Consider the following 18,533-nt stretch of genomic DNA (forward strand, 5'->3'; position numbering starts at 1 on the left):
GCAACTTTTCGGGACCATGCTAACGGAAGGTAAGGATCGATGGCAAAAGCAGCGACCCCGAAAACTACCGCCGCGGCCGAAGCAAAGCCGGCAGCGGCGAAGAAGGCTCCAGCCAAGGCTACACCAGCTAAGGCGGCTGCCGCCAAGACGCCAGCAGCTCCCAAGGCTGCAGCGACCGGTGCAGTTGGCAAGATCACTCAGGTCATCGGCGCTGTTGTCGACGTACAGTTCGAAGACGGTCAGCTGCCGCTGATCCTCAACGCTCTGGAAACCGACAATCTGGGCAACCGCCTGGTTCTCGAAGTTGCGCAGCATCTGGGCGAAAACACCGTTCGCACCATCGCCATGGACTCGACCGAAGGTCTGGTTCGCGGTCACGAAGTGCGCGACACCGGCAACCCGATCATGGTTCCGGTTGGTGAAGAAACGCTTGGCCGCATCATGAACGTCATCGGCGAGCCGGTTGACGAAGCTGGTCCGATCAAGACCACGGCGCGCCGCGCGATCCACCAGGAAGCGCCTGAATATATCGAACAGTCGACCGAAGCTGAAATCCTGGTAACGGGCATCAAGGTCGTCGACCTTCTCGCTCCTTACGCCAAGGGTGGTAAGATTGGTCTGTTCGGCGGCGCCGGCGTCGGCAAGACCGTTCTCATCATGGAGCTGATCAACAACGTCGCCAAGGCGCACGGTGGTTACTCGGTATTCGCGGGCGTTGGTGAACGTACCCGTGAAGGTAACGATCTTTACCACGAAATGATCGAATCGGGCGTTAACAAGCTCGGTGGCGGTGAAGGCTCCAAGGCCGCACTCGTTTACGGTCAGATGAACGAGCCTCCGGGTGCGCGCGCTCGCGTTGCTCTGTCGGGTCTGACGGTTGCTGAAAACTTCCGTGACAAGGGCCAGGACGTTCTGTTCTTCGTGGACAACATCTTCCGCTTCACGCAGGCTGGTTCGGAACTTTCGGCTCTTCTCGGTCGTATTCCTTCCGCTGTGGGTTATCAGCCGACGCTGGCAACCGACATGGGCGCGATGCAGGAACGCATCACCACGACGACCAAGGGTTCGATTACCTCGGTTCAGGCAATTTACGTTCCTGCCGACGATTTGACCGATCCTGCACCGGCTACGTCGTTCGCTCACTTGGACGCGACCACCACGCTGAACCGTTCGATCGCTGAAAAGGGTATTTACCCGGCTGTGGATCCGCTGGAATCCACGTCGCGTATGCTCGACCCGATGATCGTTGGTGAAGAACACTACGCCGTTGCCCGTCAGGTGCAGGCGATCCTGCAGCGCTACAAGGCTCTTCAGGACATCATCGCCATCCTCGGCATGGACGAACTGTCGGAAGACGACAAGCTGACCGTTGCGCGCGCTCGTAAGATCGAACGCTTCCTGTCGCAGCCGTTCTTCGTTGCTGAAGTCTTCACCGGTTCGCCAGGCAAGCTTGTCGCGCTCGAAGACACCATCAAGGGCTTCAAGGGCCTTTGCGCAGGTGAATACGATCATCTTCCAGAACCGGCCTTCTACATGGTCGGCTCGATTGAAGAAGCGATCGAAAAGGCGAAGAAGCTGGCTGCTGAAGCCGCTTGATGAATTGAGTTTCCCGGTGGGCCGAAAGGCCCACCGAGACGACCTGTTCATTTGTTTGAGCACGATCTTTTCGCAAACCGGTTTCCAGTTTCGAGATCACGCTCAGGAAATTTAAGTGAGAACCATGGCTCAAGCTTTCCAATTCGAACTCGTGTCGCCTGAACGCCTCCTGCTTTCCGCGCAGGTGACGGAAGTCGTCATTCCGGGTAGCGAAGGCTATCTGACGGCTCTCGCCGGTCATTCGCCGCTGATGTCGACGATCATGCCGGGAGTCGTTTCGGTGAAGCTTGCCGACGGCAAGTCTGACTCTTATGTGGTTTTCGGCGGTTTTGCCGATATTACCCCGCAGAGCTGCACCGTGCTGGCCGAATCCGCAACGCATGTCGACGCCATTGAGCCGTCGGACATTACGCGCCGCATCGATGAAGCCCGTAAGGCGCTCGATGATGCGACTTCGCCGGAGCATCGCACCAAGGCCGAAATCTTCCTGCACCAGCTGATGACGCTGCAGGGCGCGGTTATACCGGGCTGATACGGTAGAAAATTCACATATATTTGGGAAAGCGGACTCTGGTCCGCTTTTCTTTTTGGTTTTATTGTTCGTGTATATTTTTCTTATTTAAAATTTATTCATACTACCCGTTACTTCGGTTCTTTAATTCAGTCGCTCGCGAAGATCTTATTCTCGCACAACCTACCTTCAGCGGGTTTAAACTTCACGCTTGCGTGAGTTTTGCGTGCGGCCATTGAAAATGAACCGTGGGCCATTTATCCAGAAACACAATCGTTAGTTTACTAATATATAAGGCATCGGATATGAGCACCGCAGATCTCAGAGCAGAAATGATTGATGCCATGGCGAAGGTCAACCGCAGGCTTCGCACCGTTTTTGACGCCAGGGTAAAAGAGCGGGGCCTGACACTGGCGCGCGCGCGCACGCTACTGGCATTGATCGAGCAGGAAGGTCTTTATCAAAAGGAGCTGGCCGAAACGCTGGAGATCGAGAATGCGACCATGGTTCGTCTTCTCGATGGCCTGGAACGCCAGTCATTCATCGAGCGCCAGACGGTCGAGGGTGATCGCCGCGCCAAGCGGGTGGTGATGACCGAAGAGGGCAAGATTCTGGCCGAGCAGGTCGAAAAGCTTGCCGGTGATGTGCGTGAAGACCTGCTTGAAGGCGTGACCGACGAGGAATTGAGCGTGGCGCTGAATGTGTTGCGCAAAATGTCGGAATCAATGAACAAGACACATTGAGCGTCGCTCTCTTCGCACGACAACCAGCCGGGGCTAGCGTTCCGGCTTTTTCGTTTGCTCACGGTTTTGTGTAAATCTGCCCTTAAGCTGGTCTACTTGTGCCATTTTTCGGTCGCCAGTGCAGCGTTCACTGCACCCACAATTTTCAGGTTGGCTGCCGGGAGCGCCGGAAATGCGTTATTCGACTCAGACCCTTGTGGGCCTCATGGCTATTCTTTCCATCGTTTCGGTGCAGGCCAAAGATATGCGCCACGGTACCCGCCATTCCTATGCGCTGGCGCTCAACGATGTGAATACGGATGACGGCATGGTTTTCGACACCAATGCATCGACTTCGTTCGACGTGGCGACCGAGCGCACGCGAAGAAATGTTGTTTTGCGTTGAGCCGCCAGAGCATTTCCAGCAAAAGTGCGTAGCGCCTACGCGGGGAAATCAGTCCACTGGACTGATTTCTGCTCCCGCTTCGATACGTAGGATAATGCTTAAAAACAAATAAATAGAGCGGTTCCACGATTCCGTCTCAAACGTCAAATTCGAAAAATCCACTAGATACATATACTTGCTAGTGGTCTTTTTGATTCCAACATTTGCTCAGCGCGTGAACCGAGGGATGCAAATGTTGGAATCAGACCACTAGGTCAGGGGGCAAGCGTGCGCAGATATTCCATCAGTTCACTTGCCGTATTGCTGGCGCGTTCCGGTTCGCGTGACACGATGGCCTCAATGAGCGCCGCATGGGCATTCGCTGAACCGGTGATGCTGGCCGAGGGCCGCAAACGGAACCAGAACCGGCGACTATGCGTCTGAAGCGGGGCCGCGAGACGGGTCGCATAAGGATTATTGGCCGCCGAGCCAAGCACGATGTCGAAAGCCTTGTCGGCATCAAGAAATGATTGCACATCTTCATTGGGAATTGCCTGCCGCATGGCGGCCGCTGCCGCTTCCAGCCGCTGATAGTCACGCGGACTGCCGAAACGGGCGGCATCGCGCGCCAGCACACGCTCGACGCCTTCGCGGGCATCGAGAACCTTGGCGAAATCCTTGGGGTCGATGGGCGTGATCGCAATGCCGGAACGGGGGCGAACCTCCATCAGCCCTTCCCAGGCAAGCCGCTGAATGGCTTCACGCAGCGGCGTGCGGCCCATGCCCGTCAGTTCAATGAGCGTGCGTTCATTGACCACAGCGCCTGGTTCCAGCTCAAGCGTGACGACCATGCGTTCCAGCGTCTGATAGGCTTGCTCGGCGAGGCTTTCGCCGCCCAGGCTATCAATGGCGGGGATCGATTTGCCGGTGGCGCTCTTGATCGACCGTTCGCGGAGGCTCGTCTGTGTCATGTGGTCCAGTGTCTTCTATGATGGCAATTGACAGGAAACGATCCTACAAATATATCTCTGATATATCAATATCGACCAAGGTAATAGCCTTGCCGCACCCGTCCTCGCACTACCGGGTTTGAGCATAGTGTTATTCCGAAAATTTGTTGGACGGGGGATTTTCCCAATTTCAAAGTTAGCCTGATTTCGAACCAGCGTCGTGCCGGGCAGGGATCGATAGCGAATACGAAATCAGTTACCGGGAACCCGGTATTGACAAAGGCAGGGGCTCCATTCGTGATGACGCCTCGATCTGCATCGGTGGGGAGCCGCAAAAAGAATGAAATCTGATCCCAAAAATCAACAGAAAATGGGTCAGCAGGATATTGTTATCATCGGCGGCGGCATTGTCGGTTCTGCGACGGCAGCCTTGCTTGCCGAGGCCGGACGAAATGTCCTCGTCATCGATCGCACGGGCATCTGCGAGGAAACCAGTTCGGGCAACGCGGCGGCGCTTGCTTTTTCGGATATTCTGCCGATGGCGTCCAAGGGCGTCATGGGCAAGGTGCCGGGCTGGCTGATGGACCCGCTCGGACCGTTTTCGATCCGCCCGTCCTATTTCCCGAAAATGGTGCCGTGGCTTTATCGTTTCTGGCGTGCCAGCAGCGCCGGGGCGCTGGAAAAGACCGCAGTGACGCAGGCGAATATCATGCGGCTTGCGGAAAGCGAGATGCTGGCCCTGATCGACCGGGCCGGTCTGCGCGACCGCTTGCGGGAAGACGGCAATCTGGAGCTTTATGAATCCGAAGCGGAACTGACTGCCGCGTTGCCAAGCTGGGAAATTCGCGAGAAGGCTGGCATTGCGCACGATCATGTCCATGGCGCGCGACTGGCCGAATTGCAGCCGGGCCTGAGCCCGCGCATTGTGGCGGGAACTTTCGTGCCCGGCTGGAAGAATGTCAGCGATCCGAAACTGTTCGGACAGGCCATCTGGGCCCATGCGGAGCGCCTCGGTGCGCGCTTCCTGAAAGCGAAGGTGACGAGCGCGCAACCGGCTGATGGCGGCGCGCGCGTGCATCTTGAAGACGGCACGGAAATCAGCGCGAAGAACCTCATCGTGATGACGGGTGCCTTTTCGCGTGAATTCGCCAAGGGCTTCGGCGATGTCGTGCCGCTCGATACCGAGCGCGGTTACAACACCACGCTGCCGGTCGGTGCTTTCGACGTCAAGCGGCAGCTCACCTTCCCAAGCCATGGTTTCGTCATCACGCCGATGGCGACAGGCTTGCGCGTCGGCGGCGCGGTTGAATTCGGCGGGCTTGATCTGCCGCCAAATTATGCGCGCTCCAAAGCTATGTTGACCAAGGCCTCCCGCTTCCTGCCGGGTCTCAAGACCGAAGGCGGACGCGAGTGGATGGGCTATCGTCCGTCCATTCCAGACTCTCTGCCGGTCATCGGACGGGCATCATCTGGCGGCAATGTTTTCTACGGCTTCGGCCACGGCCATCTGGGCCTCACGCAATCGGCAGCGACGGCACGCCTCATCCGCGATCTGATCACCGGCGCGAAGCCTGCAATCGATATCGAACCATTCAAGCCTCAACGTTTTCGGAACTGACCATCATGGCAAGACATTCTTTTTTCTGCGTCGACGGACATACCTGCGGCAACCCAGTGCGCCTGGTGGCTGGCGGCGGCCCGAACCTCGAAGGTTCGACCATGATGGAGAAACGCGCGCATTTTCTGCGCGAGTTTGACTGGATCCGTACCGGCCTGATGTTCGAACCGCGCGGCCACGACATGATGTCTGGCTCGATCCTCTATCCGCCGACGCGCCCGGACTGCGATGTGGCGGTGCTGTTCATCGAGACCTCGGGTTGCCTGCCCATGTGCGGTCACGGCACCATCGGTACGGTGACCATGGCGATCGAGCAGGGCCTCGTGACACCGAAGACGCCCGGCAAGCTCAATCTCGACACGCCAGCGGGTCTCGTTGCCATCGAATATGAGCAGAACGGCCAGTATGTGGAGCGCGTGCGCCTCACCAATGTTCCGGCTTTCCTTTATGCGGAAGGCTTGGAAGTGGAATGCCCCGATCTTGGCACGCTCAAGGTCGATGTGGCCTATGGCGGCAATTTCTACGCTATCGTTGAGCCGCAGGACAATTACACCGACATGGCCGATTACAGCGCCTTGCAGCTGATCGCCTGGAGCCCTGTTCTGCGTCAGCGCCTGAATGAGAAATACAAGTTCCAGCACCCGCTGCTCGCCGATATTAATCGCCTGACGCATATTTTGTGGACCGGCAAGCCGACCAAGCCGGAAGCCCATGCGCGCAATGCTGTCTTCTACGGCGACAAGGCCATCGACCGTTCGCCTTGCGGCACCGGTACATCGGCTCGCATGGCGCAGCTGGCCGCCAAGGGCAAGCTGAAGCCGGGCGACGAATTCGTGCATGAATCTATCATCGGTTCGCTGTTCCACGGTCGCGTGGAGCGGGCGGTGGAAGTCACGGGGCCTGAAACGGGCCAGGAAACCGTGTTGCCGGGTATTATTCCGTCAATTGCGGGCTGGGCACGCATGACCGGTTATAATACGATCTTCATCGATGACCGGGACCCTTTTGCTCACGGTTTCACAGTTGCATAAAAACGGGTACGGCTGGTCAAAAATGACCAGCCACCCTATTTCTTGCCTTTTGAGGCTTCGGGGAAAATATGGAATAACGCGCCCGTTTCGGTAGAAAAGGACGCATAAAGGGGCTTTTCATAGGGGACATAACCGGTTTGCGGAGGGATGAAGCAATTAGTCTTTTGTTTTAGACGAAAGGGCTTGCATTCCGTGATGCAGCCGTTAGGTGTAATCGACCGGGAAAAAAATGAGGGTGCACGAAATAATAATGCGCCAATAAGATTCCGGCTTGTAAAATGGGTGGCTTTTCGATGGAATATTTCCTCCAGCAGGTGATCAACGGGCTCGCGCTCGGTTCGATCTATGGCCTGATCGCCATCGGCTACACGATGGTCTATGGTATCATCGGCATGATCAACTTTGCTCATGGCGATGTCTTCATGCTCGGCGCCTTTATGGCGCTGATTGTTTTTCTCATCATCACAACTTTCATCGGGGCGCTGCCGATTGCGTTGTTGCTGCTTCTGATGATGGTGGTTGCTATGCTCATGACCGGCTTGTGGAGCTGGACGATTGAGCGCGTGGCCTACCGGCCGCTGCGCGGTTCGTTCCGCCTTGCGCCGCTGATCACGGCAATCGGCATGTCGATCGCATTGTCCAATTTCGTCCAGGTAACGCAGGGCCCGCGCAACAAGCCGGTTCCACAACTTCTGAACGGCTCCTACAGCCTGTTCGGCACCGACGTCACGATTTCGCTGAAGCAGATCGTCGTGATCGTGGTCACCGCCGTGCTGCTGACGATCTTCTGGTACATCGTCAATCGCACGTCGCTTGGCCGCGCCCAGCGCGCCTGTGAGCAGGACCGCAAGATGGCCGCACTTCTCGGCATCAATGTCGACCGTGTGATTTCGCTGACCTTCGTGATGGGCGCCATGCTCGCAGCCGTCGCCGGTACGCTTTATCTGTCCTTCTACGGTGTGATTTCCTTCGCCGACGGGTTCATCCCCGGCGTTAAGGCGTTCACGGCTGCGGTTCTGGGCGGTATTGGTTCGCTTCCGGGCGCTGTTGTCGGCGGCCTGCTGATCGGTCTGATCGAAGCGCTCTGGTCGGCTTATTTCTCGATCGACTACAAGGATGTCGCGGCGTTTTCGATCCTGGCCATCGTGCTGATCTTCATGCCGTCGGGTATTCTTGGCCGTCCTGAAGTCGAAAAGGTGTAATCATGGCTGTACAGTCGAGTTCACGCCCGGATTCCCTTTTTGGCCGGGCCATTCGCGAGGGTATCGTCGCCGGTCTTCTGGCGCTGGGCCTCTTTATCCTGATCATCGGTTTCAAGACCGAGCAGAACATCAACAATGAACTGGTGCTGGTGCAGCGCTGGGGTGCACTGGCCGTCATGGTTGCGCTGGCGGCGGTGGGACGCTTCCTGTTCGTCGCCTTCCTGCAGCCGCAGCTGGAGGCGCGCAAGCTCGCCAAGAGCAGCCGGACGGTTGCCGCCACCGAAAGCCAGTCATTTTTCCGCACCCATTTCTCCAAGCTCGGCGTTGCCTTCCTCTTTGCCTATCCGATCCTGATCGTTCTGGCGTTGGGCTGGCAGGGCTCGCTCAAATGGGTCGATAATTTCGGGGTCCAGATCCTCATCTATGTGATGCTGGCCTGGGGGCTCAACATCGTCGTCGGTCTCGCCGGTCTTCTTGATCTCGGCTATGTGGCCTTCTACGCGGTCGGCGCCTATTCCTATGCGATCCTGTCCAGCTATTTCGGCCTGTCCTTCTGGATGCTGCTGCCCATGGCAGGCATTCTGGCCGCAACCTGGGGCATCATTCTGGGCTTCCCGGTCCTGCGATTGCGCGGTGACTATCTGGCCATCGTGACGCTCGCTTTCGGTGAAATCATCCGTCTGGTGCTGATCAACTGGACCGATCTCACCAAGGGCACCTTCGGTATTTCGGGTATCGCCAAGGCCACCTTCTTCGGTTTGCCGTTCAAGGCCGGCCCGGATGGTTTTGCCGCCCATATGGGAATTGCCTTCTCACCGGCGCATTACAAGTTCTTCCTCTATTACGTCATTCTGCTGCTGGCACTTCTGACCGCCTGGGTCACGATCCGTCTGCGCCGCATGCCGGTTGGCCGTGCGTGGGAAGCGCTGCGTGAAGACGAAATCGCCTGTCGTTCGCTCGGCATCAACACCACGACCACCAAGCTCACGGCTTTTGCCACGGGCGCCATGTTCGGCGGTTTTGCAGGCTCGTTCTTCGCGGCGCGTCAGGGCTTCGTGAGCCCGGAATCCTTCGTGTTTCTCGAATCGGCGGTTATCCTCGCCATCGTGGTTCTTGGCGGCATGGGATCGCTCGTCGGTATCGCCATTGCTGCAATCGTCATGATCGGCGGCACAGAAATCCTGCGTGAAATGGGCTTCCTGAAGGCGATCTTCGGTCCCGATTTCACGCCGGAACTCTATCGTATGCTCATCTTCGGGCTCGCCATGGTGGTTGTCATGGTCTGGAAGCCGCGCGGTTTTGTCGGAAGCCGAGAACCAAGTGCGTTCCTGCATGAGAAGAAGATGGTGTCGGGTGCCTTTACCAAGGAAGGGCACGGCTGATGGCGGAGACAGCGAGAATGCCTGACAATGTTCAGAAAGACACTGTTCTTCAGGTTGAGCATCTGTCGATGCGCTTCGGTGGCCTCGTCGCCATCAACGATCTGAGCTTCGACGTGAAGCGTGGTGATATTACCGCGCTGATCGGCCCGAATGGTGCCGGTAAAACCACGGTCTTCAACTGCATCACCGGCTTCTACAAGCCGACTGGTGGCATGTTGACCATGCATCGCAATACGGGCGAGACTTTCCTTCTGGAGCGTCTTCCTGATTTCCAGATCACCAAGCAGGCCAAGGTGGCGCGTACCTTCCAGAATATTCGCCTGTTTTCGGGCCTGACCGTTCTGGAAAATCTGCTGGTCGCGCAGCACAACACGCTCATGCGCTCGTCGGGTTACACGGTCCTTGGGCTTCTCGGCCTGCCGGGTTACAAGAAGGCCGCCAAGGAGGCTATCGAAAAGGCGCGTTACTGGCTGGAAAAGATCAACCTCACCGCACGTGCGGATGATCCGGCTGGCGATCTGCCCTACGGCGATCAGCGCCGTCTGGAAATCGCCCGCGCCATGTGCACCGAGCCGGAAATCCTCTGCCTCGACGAACCGGCAGCAGGTCTCAATCCGCGCGAGTCGGCGGAGCTGAACAAGCTTTTGCTCGATATCCGCAAGGAAACGGGAACCTCGCTCCTGCTGATCGAGCACGATATGTCGGTGGTGATGGAAATTTCCGACCACGTGATCGTGCTGGAATATGGCACCAAGATTTCCGATGGATCGCCGGAAGAAGTCCGCAACGATCCGCGCGTCATCGCCGCTTATCTCGGCGTGGATGACGAGGAAATCGCCGAGCTGATCGATGAGGCCGACAAGCCCGGTACGGGCGATCCGGCGGATTTCATCGCGACCCAGCTTGCCGAAGAAGCGATCGAGCAGGAAAAATCGGCGGAAGTCGTGCAGTTCGCCGGTGGACTGGGCGCGCCACGCGATGGCAAGGCCGACAACCTGACGCTCGTCAAGGGCATCGGTGCGGTCAACGAGAAGAAGCTGAACGAGCACGGCATCTATCATTTCGATCAGATCGCCGCGTGGTCCGAGGCCGACATCAAGCAGGCCGAAACCTATCTGGAATTCGATGGCCGCATCGCCCGGGAAGACTGGGTGGGGCAGGCGGCGCAATTGGCCGCCGGTCAGGCGACCGAATTCTCGAGCCGCGTCGAAGCCGGTGATGTTCCGACGAGCCACAAGACCACTCCCGCAAAGGCGCCGCGCAGCCGCAAAGCTCCGGCCAAGCCGAAGAAGGGAGGCGAATGATGCAGGCTGAAACCATGCAGAAAAAGCAACCGCTTCTGGCTGTTGAAAAAGTCGAGACCTATTACGGTAACATCTGTGCGCTGAAGGGCATCGACCTGACGGTGGACGAAGGTGAAATCGTCGCCCTGATCGGCGCCAATGGTGCTGGCAAGTCCACGCTGATGATGACGATTTTCGGTTCGCCGAAAGCGCGCACCGGTCGCATTCTCTTCAACGGCAAAGACATTACGTCCATGCCGCCGCATGAGATTGCGAAGCTGCGTATCGCGCAGTCGCCGGAAGGGCGTCGCATCTTCCCGCGCATGACGGTTCTGGAAAATCTCCAGATGGGCGCGAGCCTCGACAATCAGCAATACTTCGAAGAAGACGTGAAGCTGATGTTCGACCTGTTCCCGCGTCTCAAGGAGCGTATCAGCCAGCGCGGCGGTACGCTGTCGGGTGGTGAGCAGCAGATGCTGGCTATAGCCCGTGCGCTGATGGCGCGTCCGAAGCTTCTGCTTCTCGACGAGCCGTCGCTTGGTCTCGCACCGCTGATCGTCAAGCAGATCTTCGAGGCAATCAAGGAACTGAACCGCACACAGGGCCTGACGGTGTTTCTCGTCGAGCAGAACGCATTCGGCGCGCTCAAGCTCGCCGACCGCGGTTATGTGATGGTCAACGGGTCGATCACGATGAGCGGTTCGGGCCGCGATCTTCTGGCTGATCCGGAAGTGCGCGCCGCCTATCTCGAAGGCGGAAGGCATTAAGGAGGAAATCATGCAGGGTATTCTCTACGAAGAACCGTCTTTCTGGCTGTTTTTCCTCATTACGTGTCTTCTCGGCGGCTGGGCTGCCTGGATGACAGGCCGCGCCTGCGCGCAGACCTGGCGCAGCCTGCCGCAGCTGCTGGTCTATCTGATCCCGCTGGGCGCTGCGGTGCGTTTCATCCACTTCGCGCTGTTTGAAGGCACGCTGCTCTCGCTCCACTATTATCTGGTGGACACGATCGTGCTGATGATCATCGGTGCGATCGGGTTCCAATACACGCGCACCAAACAAATGGTGCGGCAGTATGGCTGGCTTTATGAAAAAGCTTCGCCGCTGAGCTGGAAAGCAAAATAATTCGAAGCTTCGCCGTTCGCGGCGGAGCTTTTTTTACAAGATCACGTTGACAGTATCATGATTCAGCGTAGATATTGCTGAGTATTCAGCAAGATAATAATGCGATGCAAAACATCGTATCGGGGTAAATACAAGGATGGGAGTTCCAAAAATGAAGAAGTATCTTTTTTCGGGCGTGGCTCTTGCTGCTGTGATGGCTTTTGGTGGCTCTGCATGGGCTGATGTACTTCTGGGCATCGGTGCGCCGCTGACCGGCCCGAATGCCGTTTACGGTGCGCAGATCCAGAAAGGCGCCGAAGCTGCTATCAAGGAAATCAACGATGCCGGCGGCATCAACGGCGAGAAGATCGCAATCACACTCGGCGACGACGTTTCGGATCCGAAGCAGGGCATTTCGGTGGCTAACAAATTCGCTGCCGATGGCGTCAAATATGTTGTCGGTCACTTCAACTCGGGCGTTTCGATTCCGGCTTCGGAAGTTTATGCCGAAAACGGCATTCTCGAAATTTCGCCTGCTGCAACTAACCCGGTCTATACCGAGCGCCAACTGTGGAACACGTTCCGTACCTGCGGCCGTGACGACCAGCAGGGTATCGTTGCCGGTCAGTACATTTTCGACAACTTCAAGGACGGAAAGATCGCCGTCATTCACGACAAGACCCCTTATGGTCAGGGTCTTGCCGATGAAACCAAGAAGAAGCTCAATGAACTCGGCACCAAGGAAGCCCTTTATGAAGGCGTGAACGTCGGCGAAAAGGACTTCTCGGCGCTGATCGCCAAGCTCAAGCAAGCTGGCGTGACGGTCGTCTATTGGGGTGGCCTGCATCCGGAAGCTGGTCTGATCATCCGTCAGATGGCTGACCAGGGCCTCAAGGCCCAGTTCATCTCGGGCGACGGTATCGTGTCGAACGAACTGGCTTCGATTGCTGGCGACGCTGTTGCCGGTACGTTGAACACCTTCGGCCCGGATCCGCGCAACAACCCGGACAACGCCGACCTCGTCAAGAAGTTCCGCGACGCTGGTTTCGAGCCGGAAGCCTACACGCTTTATTCCTATGCGGCTGTTCAGTCGCTCGCTCAGGCCGCCAAGGCCGCGGGCAGCAACGACCCGCAGGAAGTTGCCAAGGCGCTGAAGGAAAAGGGCCCGTTCAAGACCGTGCTCGGCGATATTTCCTATGACGAAAAGGGCGATCCGAAGCTCCCGGGCTACGTCATGTACAAGTGGGAAAAGGGCGCTGACGGGAAATACACCTACATTCAGCAGAAGTAAAAACGCATTATTATTGCGTCAATGGAGAATGCCCGGTCATCGTGCCGGGCATTTTTCTTTTGTTTGCTAATATAAAATCTTAAAAAACAGAATGGTCTGATTGAGCGCGTTGATCTTGAGGGGGGCAATGCGCGCGCAATTTTCTGTAAAAAATGTATTTAAAAACAGTGTATTATAACATTTCCGATACTCGACCTATTGTTGAATGACCTCCGTCGCATGACCTCATGCGAAAAACGCCGAAAGTTGAGGATTTCTACGCTTTACTTTTACGTCTCTGCGATTTTACCTAGCAAGGTGATTTTGCGTAGTGTGATTCTCTACGTTTAATCTCGCCTTCTGGGGAGGAGGCCGGTCATGCGGGCGGAGGTGCTTCATTTTCCCCCAAACTGCACCCGAAACGGGAATGCGGAATAGCCGGTTTCTTTCGACATAAAGAGACAGGGCAGTGCCGGTTCAGTTGGCAACGCTCGAAGTGGGAGTAATCGAAATGAAGAAGTCTTTGTTCTGCGGCGTTTGCCTTTCGGCTCTGGTCGCTTTTGGCGGCGCAGCCTTTGCCGATGTGATGGTCGGTGTTGGCGCGCCTTTGACCGGCAGTCAGGCCGCATTCGGCGAGCAGATCAAGCGTGGTGTTGAAGCTGCTGTCGCGGAAGCCAATGCCAAGGGCGGCATGAATGGCGAAAAGATCAGCATCGTTTATGGTGATGATGCCGCTGATCCGAAGCAGGGCATTTCGGTTGCAAACAAGTTCGTTGGCGATGGTGTGCAGTTTGTCATCGGCCACTTCAATTCCGGCGTCAGCATTCCGACCTCAGATATCTATGCCGAAAACGGCGTGCTGATGATCGCACCGGGCACCACCAACCCGACCTTTACCGAGCGTGAACTGTGGAACACCTTCCGCACCTGCCGTCGTGACGACCAGCAAGGCATCGTCGCCGGAAAATACATGGCCGACCATTACAAGGATGGCAAGGTTGCGATCCTGCACGACAAGACGCCTTACGGTCAGGGCCTTGCCGACGAGACCAAGAAGTCGCTCAACGAGAACGGCATGAAGGAAACGCTTTATGAAGGCGTGAATCAGGGCGACAAGGATTTCTCGGCGCTGATTTCCAAGATGAAGGCCGCAGGCATTACCGCTGTCTATTGGGGCGGTATGCATCCGGAAGCCGGTCTTCTGATCCGCCAGATGGCCGATCAGGGCCTCAAGGCGCAGTTCATTTCGGGTGACGGTATCGTTTCCAACGAACTGGCTTCGATTGCGGGCGATGCGGTGGCTGGCGTCATGAACACTTTTGGCCCGGACCCGCGCGACGACAAGGCGAATGCAGACCTGATCAAGGCTTTCCGCGACAAGGGTTTTGAGCCGGAAGCCTATACTTTCTATGCCTATGCCGGTGTGCAGTCACTGGTCAGCGCCGCCAATGCAGCAGGCAGCAACGATCCGCAGGAAGTTGCGACGGCGATGAAGGACAAGGGGCCGTTCAAGACCGTGCTGGGTGAAATCTCCTTCGACAAGAAGGGTGATCCAAGCCTGTCGCCTTACGTCATGTTTGAATGGCGGAAGGGTGAAGACGGCAAGTATAATTACTTCCAGAAGTAATTCTGCCTGATATATTGGCATAAATTGCTATAAAATTAATCAGAATGCCCGGCTTTTAGCCGGGCATTTTGTTTTTAATTGGTGGTTGCACAGTTTGTTTGCGCTTGATCATATTGCAAGGTAAGCAATGGCGCCTTCGTCTTTGCAGTTAGGGAGATCTGCCTTGCCTATCAGGAAAATTCTGGTCGCCAATCGATCTGAAATCGCAATTCGCGTATTCCGCGCCGCCAATGAGCTGGGGCTCAAAACGGTGGCCATATGGGCCGAGGAGGACAAACTTTCCCTGCATCGCTTTAAAGCGGACGAGAGCTATCAGGTCGGTCGTGGACCGCATCTGGCGCGCGATCTGGGGCCGATCGAAAGCTACCTGTCGATCGACGAGATCATCCGCGTCGCCAAGCTTTCGGGTGCCGACGCCATTCATCCGGGCTACGGCCTGTTGTCGGAAAGCCCGGAATTCGCCGAGGCCTGTGCCGAAAACGGCATCATCTTCATCGGGCCGAAGCCGGAAACCATGCGCCGTCTCGGCAACAAGGTTGCAGCGCGCAATCTGGCCATCGAAATCGGCGTGCCGGTGGTGCCAGCTACCGATCCGCTGCCGGACGACATGGAAGAGGTGAAGAAGCTCGCAGCCCAGGTCGGTTATCCGGTCATGCTGAAAGCCAGTTGGGGCGGCGGTGGTCGCGGCATGCGCGCCATTCGCTCCGAAGCTGATATTGCGCGCGAAGTCACGGAAGCCAAGCGCGAAGCCAAGGCAGCTTTCGGCAAGGATGAAGTCTATCTAGAAAAGCTCATCGAGCGCGCACGCCATGTCGAAGTGCAGATTCTGGGCGATACGCATGGCAATGCCGTGCATCTGTTCGAGCGCGACTGCTCGATCCAGCGCCGCAACCAGAAGGTCGTGGAACGGGCGCCTGCGCCTTATCTCAACGACGCGCAGCGTCAGGAGCTTGCCAATTACGGCCTGAAGATCGCCCATGCCACCGATTATATCGGCGCGGGCACGGTCGAATTCCTGATGGATGCGGATAGCGGCAAGTTCTATTTCATTGAGGTCAATCCGCGCATTCAGGTTGAGCATACGGTCACCGAACAGGTGACGGGCATCGATATCGTCAAGGCGCAGATCCATATTCTGGAAGGTGCTGCCATCGGCACGCCGGAATCGGGCGTGCCGCGTCAGGAAGATATCCGGCTCAATGGTCATGCGCTGCAGTGCCGTATCACGACGGAAGACCCGGAACAGAACTTCATTCCCGATTACGGGCGCATTCAGGCTTACCGTTCGGCCTCGGGCTTCGGCATTCGCCTCGATGGCGGCACGGCCTATTCGGGCGCGTTCATCACGCGCTATTACGATCCGCTGCTGGTGAAGGTGACGGCTTCGGGCGCGACGCCGCTGGAAGCCATCCGTCGCATGGACCGCGCATTGCGCGAATTCCGTATTCGCGGCGTGGCGACCAACCTCACTTTCCTCGAAGCGATCATCAATCATCCGAAATTCCAGTCGAATGATTATACGACGCGGTTCATCGACACCACGCCGGAACTGTTCGAACAGGTGAAGCGGCAGGACCGTGCCACCAAGCTTCTGACCTATATTGCCGATGTGACGGTCAACGGTCACCCTGAAACCAAGGGACGCGCTAAGCCGGCTAAGGATGCTGCAAAACCACGCGTGCCATGGTTCGGCGATACGCCGGTTGCGGACGGCACCAAGCAGCTTCTGGACAGTCTCGGACCGAAGAAGTTTGCCGAATGGGTACGCAATGAAAAGCGCGTTCTCGTCACCGATACGACCATGCGCGACGGCCACCAGTCACTGCTTGCGACGCGCGTGCGCACCTATGACATTGCGCGCATCGCCAATACCTATGCGCAGGCGCTGCCGAACCTGTTCTCGCTGGAGTGCTGGGGTGGAGCGACCTTCGACGTTTCGATGCGCTTCCTGACGGAAGATCCGTGGGAGCGTCTGGCGCAGGTGCGCGAGGGCGCGCCAAACTTGCTGCTGCAAATGCTGCTGCGCGGCGCCAATGGCGTTGGCTACAAGTCCTATCCGGACAATGTGGTGAAGTATTTCGTGCGCGAAGCCGCGCGCGGCGGCATCGACCTGTTCCGCGTGTTCGACAGCCTCAACTGGGTTGAGAACATGCGCGTGTCGATGGATGCGGTGCTGGAGGAAAACAAGCTCTGCGAAGCCGCCATCTGCTATACGGGCGATATTCTGAACCCGGACCGGGCCAAATATGATCTCAAATATTACGTCAATCTGGCGAAAGAGGTCGAGAAAGCAGGCGCGCATATTATCGCCGTCAAGGATATGGCGGGCCTGCTGAAGCCTGCCGCCGCACGCGTGCTGTTCAAGGCGCTGCGGGAGGAAACCGATCTGCCGATCCATTTCCACACCCATGACACGTCGGGCATTTCCGCCGCGACAGTGCTGGCTGCGGTGGACGCGGGCGTTGATGTGGTCGATGCGGCGATGGATGCCTTGTCGGGCAACACTTCGCAGCCTTGCCTCGGTTCCATCGTGGAAGCGCTGCACGGCGCCGAGCGTGATCCGGGTCTCGACCCGGAATCGATCCGCCGCATTTCCTTCTATTGGGAAGCGGTACGCAATCAATATGCGGGCTTTGAAAGCGACCTCAAGGGACCGGCTTCGGAAGTCTATCTGCACGAAATGCCGGGCGGCCAGTTCACCAATCTGAAAGAACAGGCGCGTTCGCTGGGCCTCGAAACCCGCTGGCATGAAGTGGCGCAGGCCTATGCCGATGTGAACCGGATGTTCGGTGATATCGTCAAGGTCACGCCGTCCTCCAAAGTGGTGGGCGATATGGCGTTGATGATGGTCAGCCAGGATCTGGACGTCAGCGATGTCGAGAACCCGGACAAGGATATCGCCTTCCCGGATTCGGTGGTGTCGATGATGCGCGGTGATCTGGGGCAGCCGCCTTCGGGCTGGCCGGCAGCGCTTCAGAAAAAAGTGCTGAAGGGCGAAAAGCCGTTCACCGTGCGCCCCGGCTCGCTGCTGCCTGCCGCCGATCTCAATGCGGAGCGCAACGGGTTCGAAGAAACCGTGGGCCGCAAGATCACTGATCAGGAGTTCGCTTCGGCACTGATGTATCCGAAAGTGTTCACGGATTTCGCAGCCGCGCAGGAAACCTACGGCCCGACAAGTGTTCTGCCTACGCCGGTTTATTTCTACGGCCTCAAGCCGGAAGAAGAAGTTTTCGTCGATCTGGAGCGTGGCAAGACGCTGGTGATCGTGAATCAGGCGATGAGCGAAACCGACGAGAAGGGCATGGTCACCGTGTTCTTCGAACTGAACGGCCAGCCGCGCCGCATCAAGGTGCCGAACCGCGCCAAGGGCGCCTCTGGCGGTGTCCGTCGCAAGGTGGAAACCGGCAATGACAAACAGGTCGGCGCGCCAATGCCGGGTGTCATCTCGACGGTCGCCGTTACCAACGGTCAGAAGGTTTCGCAGGGCGATGTGCTGCTTTCCATCGAAGCGATGAAGATGGAAACGGCAATTCATGCCGAGCGCGACGGCACCATTGCCGAAGTGCTGGTGCGCCCCGGCGAGCAGATCGACGCGAAGGATCTCCTGGTCGTCTACTCGGAGTAATTCTTGGTTCAACGGAAGCGGGGCGATTTGGGGTCGCAGTACCCGACGCCTCCTTTTCCCTCATCCTGAGGAGCCGTTGAAAACGGCGTCTCGAAGGGCGAGGGAAATGCACGGCGCCTGCCCTCGTCCTTCGACAGGCTCAGGATGAGGGGGAGGCGTAGCGCCCGTCAGACCGAACGGTCGCTTTCGCAGCAATGAAACCATCGGAAATCCCATGCCGCGCCTGTCAA

General features: G+C 57.4%; 15 protein-coding genes. 14 read left to right on the forward strand and 1 reads right to left on the reverse strand.

The features are described 5' to 3' along the window. Positions 1 to 39: 39 nt before the first annotated feature. From atpD to FIC94_RS15435, 4 genes are all read left to right on the forward strand, one after another. On the forward strand, positions 40 to 1,596 hold the full coding sequence (gene atpD, locus FIC94_RS15420; RefSeq protein ID WP_109369816.1) for a F0F1 ATP synthase subunit beta: 1,557 nt from the start codon (positions 40 to 42) through the stop codon (positions 1,594 to 1,596). Positions 1,597 to 1,720: 124 nt separating this feature from the next. After that, complete coding sequence (locus FIC94_RS15425; protein ID WP_078339547.1) at positions 1,721 to 2,128, forward strand: F0F1 ATP synthase subunit epsilon; 408 nt, start codon at positions 1,721 to 1,723, stop codon at positions 2,126 to 2,128. A gap of 284 nt (positions 2,129 to 2,412) precedes the next feature. Then, positions 2,413 to 2,850 (forward strand): MarR family winged helix-turn-helix transcriptional regulator, encoded by a 438-nt coding sequence (locus FIC94_RS15430; RefSeq protein WP_109369815.1) that lies wholly within the window; start codon positions 2,413 to 2,415, stop codon positions 2,848 to 2,850. A gap of 172 nt (positions 2,851 to 3,022) precedes the next feature. Beyond that, positions 3,023 to 3,235 (forward strand): hypothetical protein, encoded by a 213-nt coding sequence (locus FIC94_RS15435; RefSeq protein WP_109369814.1) that lies wholly within the window; start codon positions 3,023 to 3,025, stop codon positions 3,233 to 3,235. Positions 3,236 to 3,489: 254 nt separating this feature from the next. On the opposite strand, the gene FIC94_RS15445 is transcribed toward FIC94_RS15435, so the two are convergent. Next, positions 3,490 to 4,185, reverse strand: a complete 696-nt coding sequence (locus FIC94_RS15445) for a GntR family transcriptional regulator (protein ID WP_109369812.1) — start codon at positions 4,183 to 4,185, stop codon at positions 3,490 to 3,492. 319 nt (positions 4,186 to 4,504) lie between these two features. Here FIC94_RS15445 and FIC94_RS15450 point away from each other — a divergent pair, with 319 nt between their 5' ends. The 10 genes from FIC94_RS15450 to pyc all read left to right on the forward strand — a co-directional run bounded on the left by FIC94_RS15450 (position 4,505) and on the right by pyc (position 18,303). Continuing rightward, a complete protein-coding gene (locus FIC94_RS15450) occupies positions 4,505 to 5,782 on the forward strand; it encodes an NAD(P)/FAD-dependent oxidoreductase (protein WP_140025473.1) in 1,278 nt (425 codons plus the stop codon). Positions 5,783 to 5,787: 5 nt separating this feature from the next. Continuing rightward, positions 5,788 to 6,813, forward strand: coding sequence for a 4-hydroxyproline epimerase (locus tag FIC94_RS15455; protein WP_109369810.1), 1,026 nt, complete (start codon positions 5,788 to 5,790; stop codon positions 6,811 to 6,813). A 293-nt stretch (positions 6,814 to 7,106) separates the two neighbouring features. After that, positions 7,107 to 8,015 carry a branched-chain amino acid ABC transporter permease gene (locus FIC94_RS15460; RefSeq protein WP_109370318.1) on the forward strand — a complete coding sequence of 303 codons (909 nt, stop codon included), beginning with the start codon at positions 7,107 to 7,109 and terminating at the stop codon, positions 8,013 to 8,015. Positions 8,016 to 8,017: 2 nt separating this feature from the next. Next, positions 8,018 to 9,397, forward strand: a complete 1,380-nt coding sequence (gene livM, locus FIC94_RS15465) for a high-affinity branched-chain amino acid ABC transporter permease LivM (RefSeq protein WP_140025474.1) — start codon at positions 8,018 to 8,020, stop codon at positions 9,395 to 9,397. A 17-nt stretch (positions 9,398 to 9,414) separates the two neighbouring features. Beyond that, positions 9,415 to 10,701, forward strand: a complete 1,287-nt coding sequence (locus FIC94_RS15470; protein WP_371830922.1) for an ATP-binding cassette domain-containing protein — start codon at positions 9,415 to 9,417, stop codon at positions 10,699 to 10,701. Next, positions 10,701 to 11,447, forward strand: coding sequence for an ABC transporter ATP-binding protein (locus FIC94_RS15475; RefSeq protein WP_109369807.1), 747 nt, complete (start codon positions 10,701 to 10,703; stop codon positions 11,445 to 11,447). The genes FIC94_RS15470 and FIC94_RS15475 overlap by 1 nt, the downstream gene beginning before the upstream one ends. Positions 11,448 to 11,457: 10 nt before the next feature. After that, the gene (locus FIC94_RS15480) at positions 11,458 to 11,802 is read left to right on the forward strand and encodes a DUF6867 family protein (protein WP_109369806.1); all 345 of its coding nucleotides are present in this window, start codon (positions 11,458 to 11,460) and stop codon (positions 11,800 to 11,802) included. A gap of 151 nt (positions 11,803 to 11,953) precedes the next feature. After that, on the forward strand, positions 11,954 to 13,072 hold the full coding sequence (locus FIC94_RS15485) for a branched-chain amino acid ABC transporter substrate-binding protein (protein WP_121538619.1): 1,119 nt from the start codon (positions 11,954 to 11,956) through the stop codon (positions 13,070 to 13,072). A gap of 490 nt (positions 13,073 to 13,562) precedes the next feature. Beyond that, a complete protein-coding gene (locus FIC94_RS15490; protein WP_140025476.1) occupies positions 13,563 to 14,678 on the forward strand; it encodes a branched-chain amino acid ABC transporter substrate-binding protein in 1,116 nt (371 codons plus the stop codon). Between the two features lie 127 nt (positions 14,679 to 14,805). Further along, entirely contained in the window at positions 14,806 to 18,303 is a 3,498-nt protein-coding gene (gene pyc, locus FIC94_RS15495) for a pyruvate carboxylase (protein ID WP_140025477.1), read from the forward strand. The last annotated feature ends 230 nt before the right edge of the window (positions 18,304 to 18,533 follow it).

Source organism: Ochrobactrum teleogrylli (assembly GCF_006376685.1).
GTDB lineage: Bacteria > Pseudomonadota > Alphaproteobacteria > Rhizobiales > Rhizobiaceae > Brucella > Brucella teleogrylli.

What these genes read in the sequence shown, in the direction of transcription:
- FIC94_RS15470 (WP_371830922.1), top strand. Translation starts at nt 9,415, where the DNA reads ATGCCTGACAATGTTCAGAAAGACACTGTTCTTCAGGTTGAGCATCTG.
- FIC94_RS15490 (WP_140025476.1), top strand. Translation starts at nt 13,563, where the DNA reads ATGAAGAAGTCTTTGTTCTGCGGCGTTTGCCTTTCGGCTCTGGTCGCT.
- FIC94_RS15445 (WP_109369812.1), bottom strand. Translation starts at nt 4,185, where the DNA reads ATGACACAGACGAGCCTCCGCGAACGGTCGATCAAGAGCGCCACCGGC.
- FIC94_RS15425 (WP_078339547.1), top strand. Translation starts at nt 1,721, where the DNA reads ATGGCTCAAGCTTTCCAATTCGAACTCGTGTCGCCTGAACGCCTCCTG.
- FIC94_RS15485 (WP_121538619.1), top strand. Translation starts at nt 11,954, where the DNA reads ATGAAGAAGTATCTTTTTTCGGGCGTGGCTCTTGCTGCTGTGATGGCT.
- FIC94_RS15455 (WP_109369810.1), top strand. Translation starts at nt 5,788, where the DNA reads ATGGCAAGACATTCTTTTTTCTGCGTCGACGGACATACCTGCGGCAAC.
- pyc (WP_140025477.1), top strand. Translation starts at nt 14,806, where the DNA reads ATGGCGCCTTCGTCTTTGCAGTTAGGGAGATCTGCCTTGCCTATCAGG.
- FIC94_RS15460 (WP_109370318.1), top strand. Translation starts at nt 7,107, where the DNA reads ATGGAATATTTCCTCCAGCAGGTGATCAACGGGCTCGCGCTCGGTTCG.
- atpD (WP_109369816.1), top strand. Translation starts at nt 40, where the DNA reads ATGGCAAAAGCAGCGACCCCGAAAACTACCGCCGCGGCCGAAGCAAAG.
- livM (WP_140025474.1), top strand. Translation starts at nt 8,018, where the DNA reads ATGGCTGTACAGTCGAGTTCACGCCCGGATTCCCTTTTTGGCCGGGCC.
- FIC94_RS15480 (WP_109369806.1), top strand. Translation starts at nt 11,458, where the DNA reads ATGCAGGGTATTCTCTACGAAGAACCGTCTTTCTGGCTGTTTTTCCTC.
- FIC94_RS15450 (WP_140025473.1), top strand. Translation starts at nt 4,505, where the DNA reads ATGAAATCTGATCCCAAAAATCAACAGAAAATGGGTCAGCAGGATATT.
- FIC94_RS15430 (WP_109369815.1), top strand. Translation starts at nt 2,413, where the DNA reads ATGAGCACCGCAGATCTCAGAGCAGAAATGATTGATGCCATGGCGAAG.
- FIC94_RS15435 (WP_109369814.1), top strand. Translation starts at nt 3,023, where the DNA reads ATGCGTTATTCGACTCAGACCCTTGTGGGCCTCATGGCTATTCTTTCC.
- FIC94_RS15475 (WP_109369807.1), top strand. Translation starts at nt 10,701, where the DNA reads ATGCAGGCTGAAACCATGCAGAAAAAGCAACCGCTTCTGGCTGTTGAA.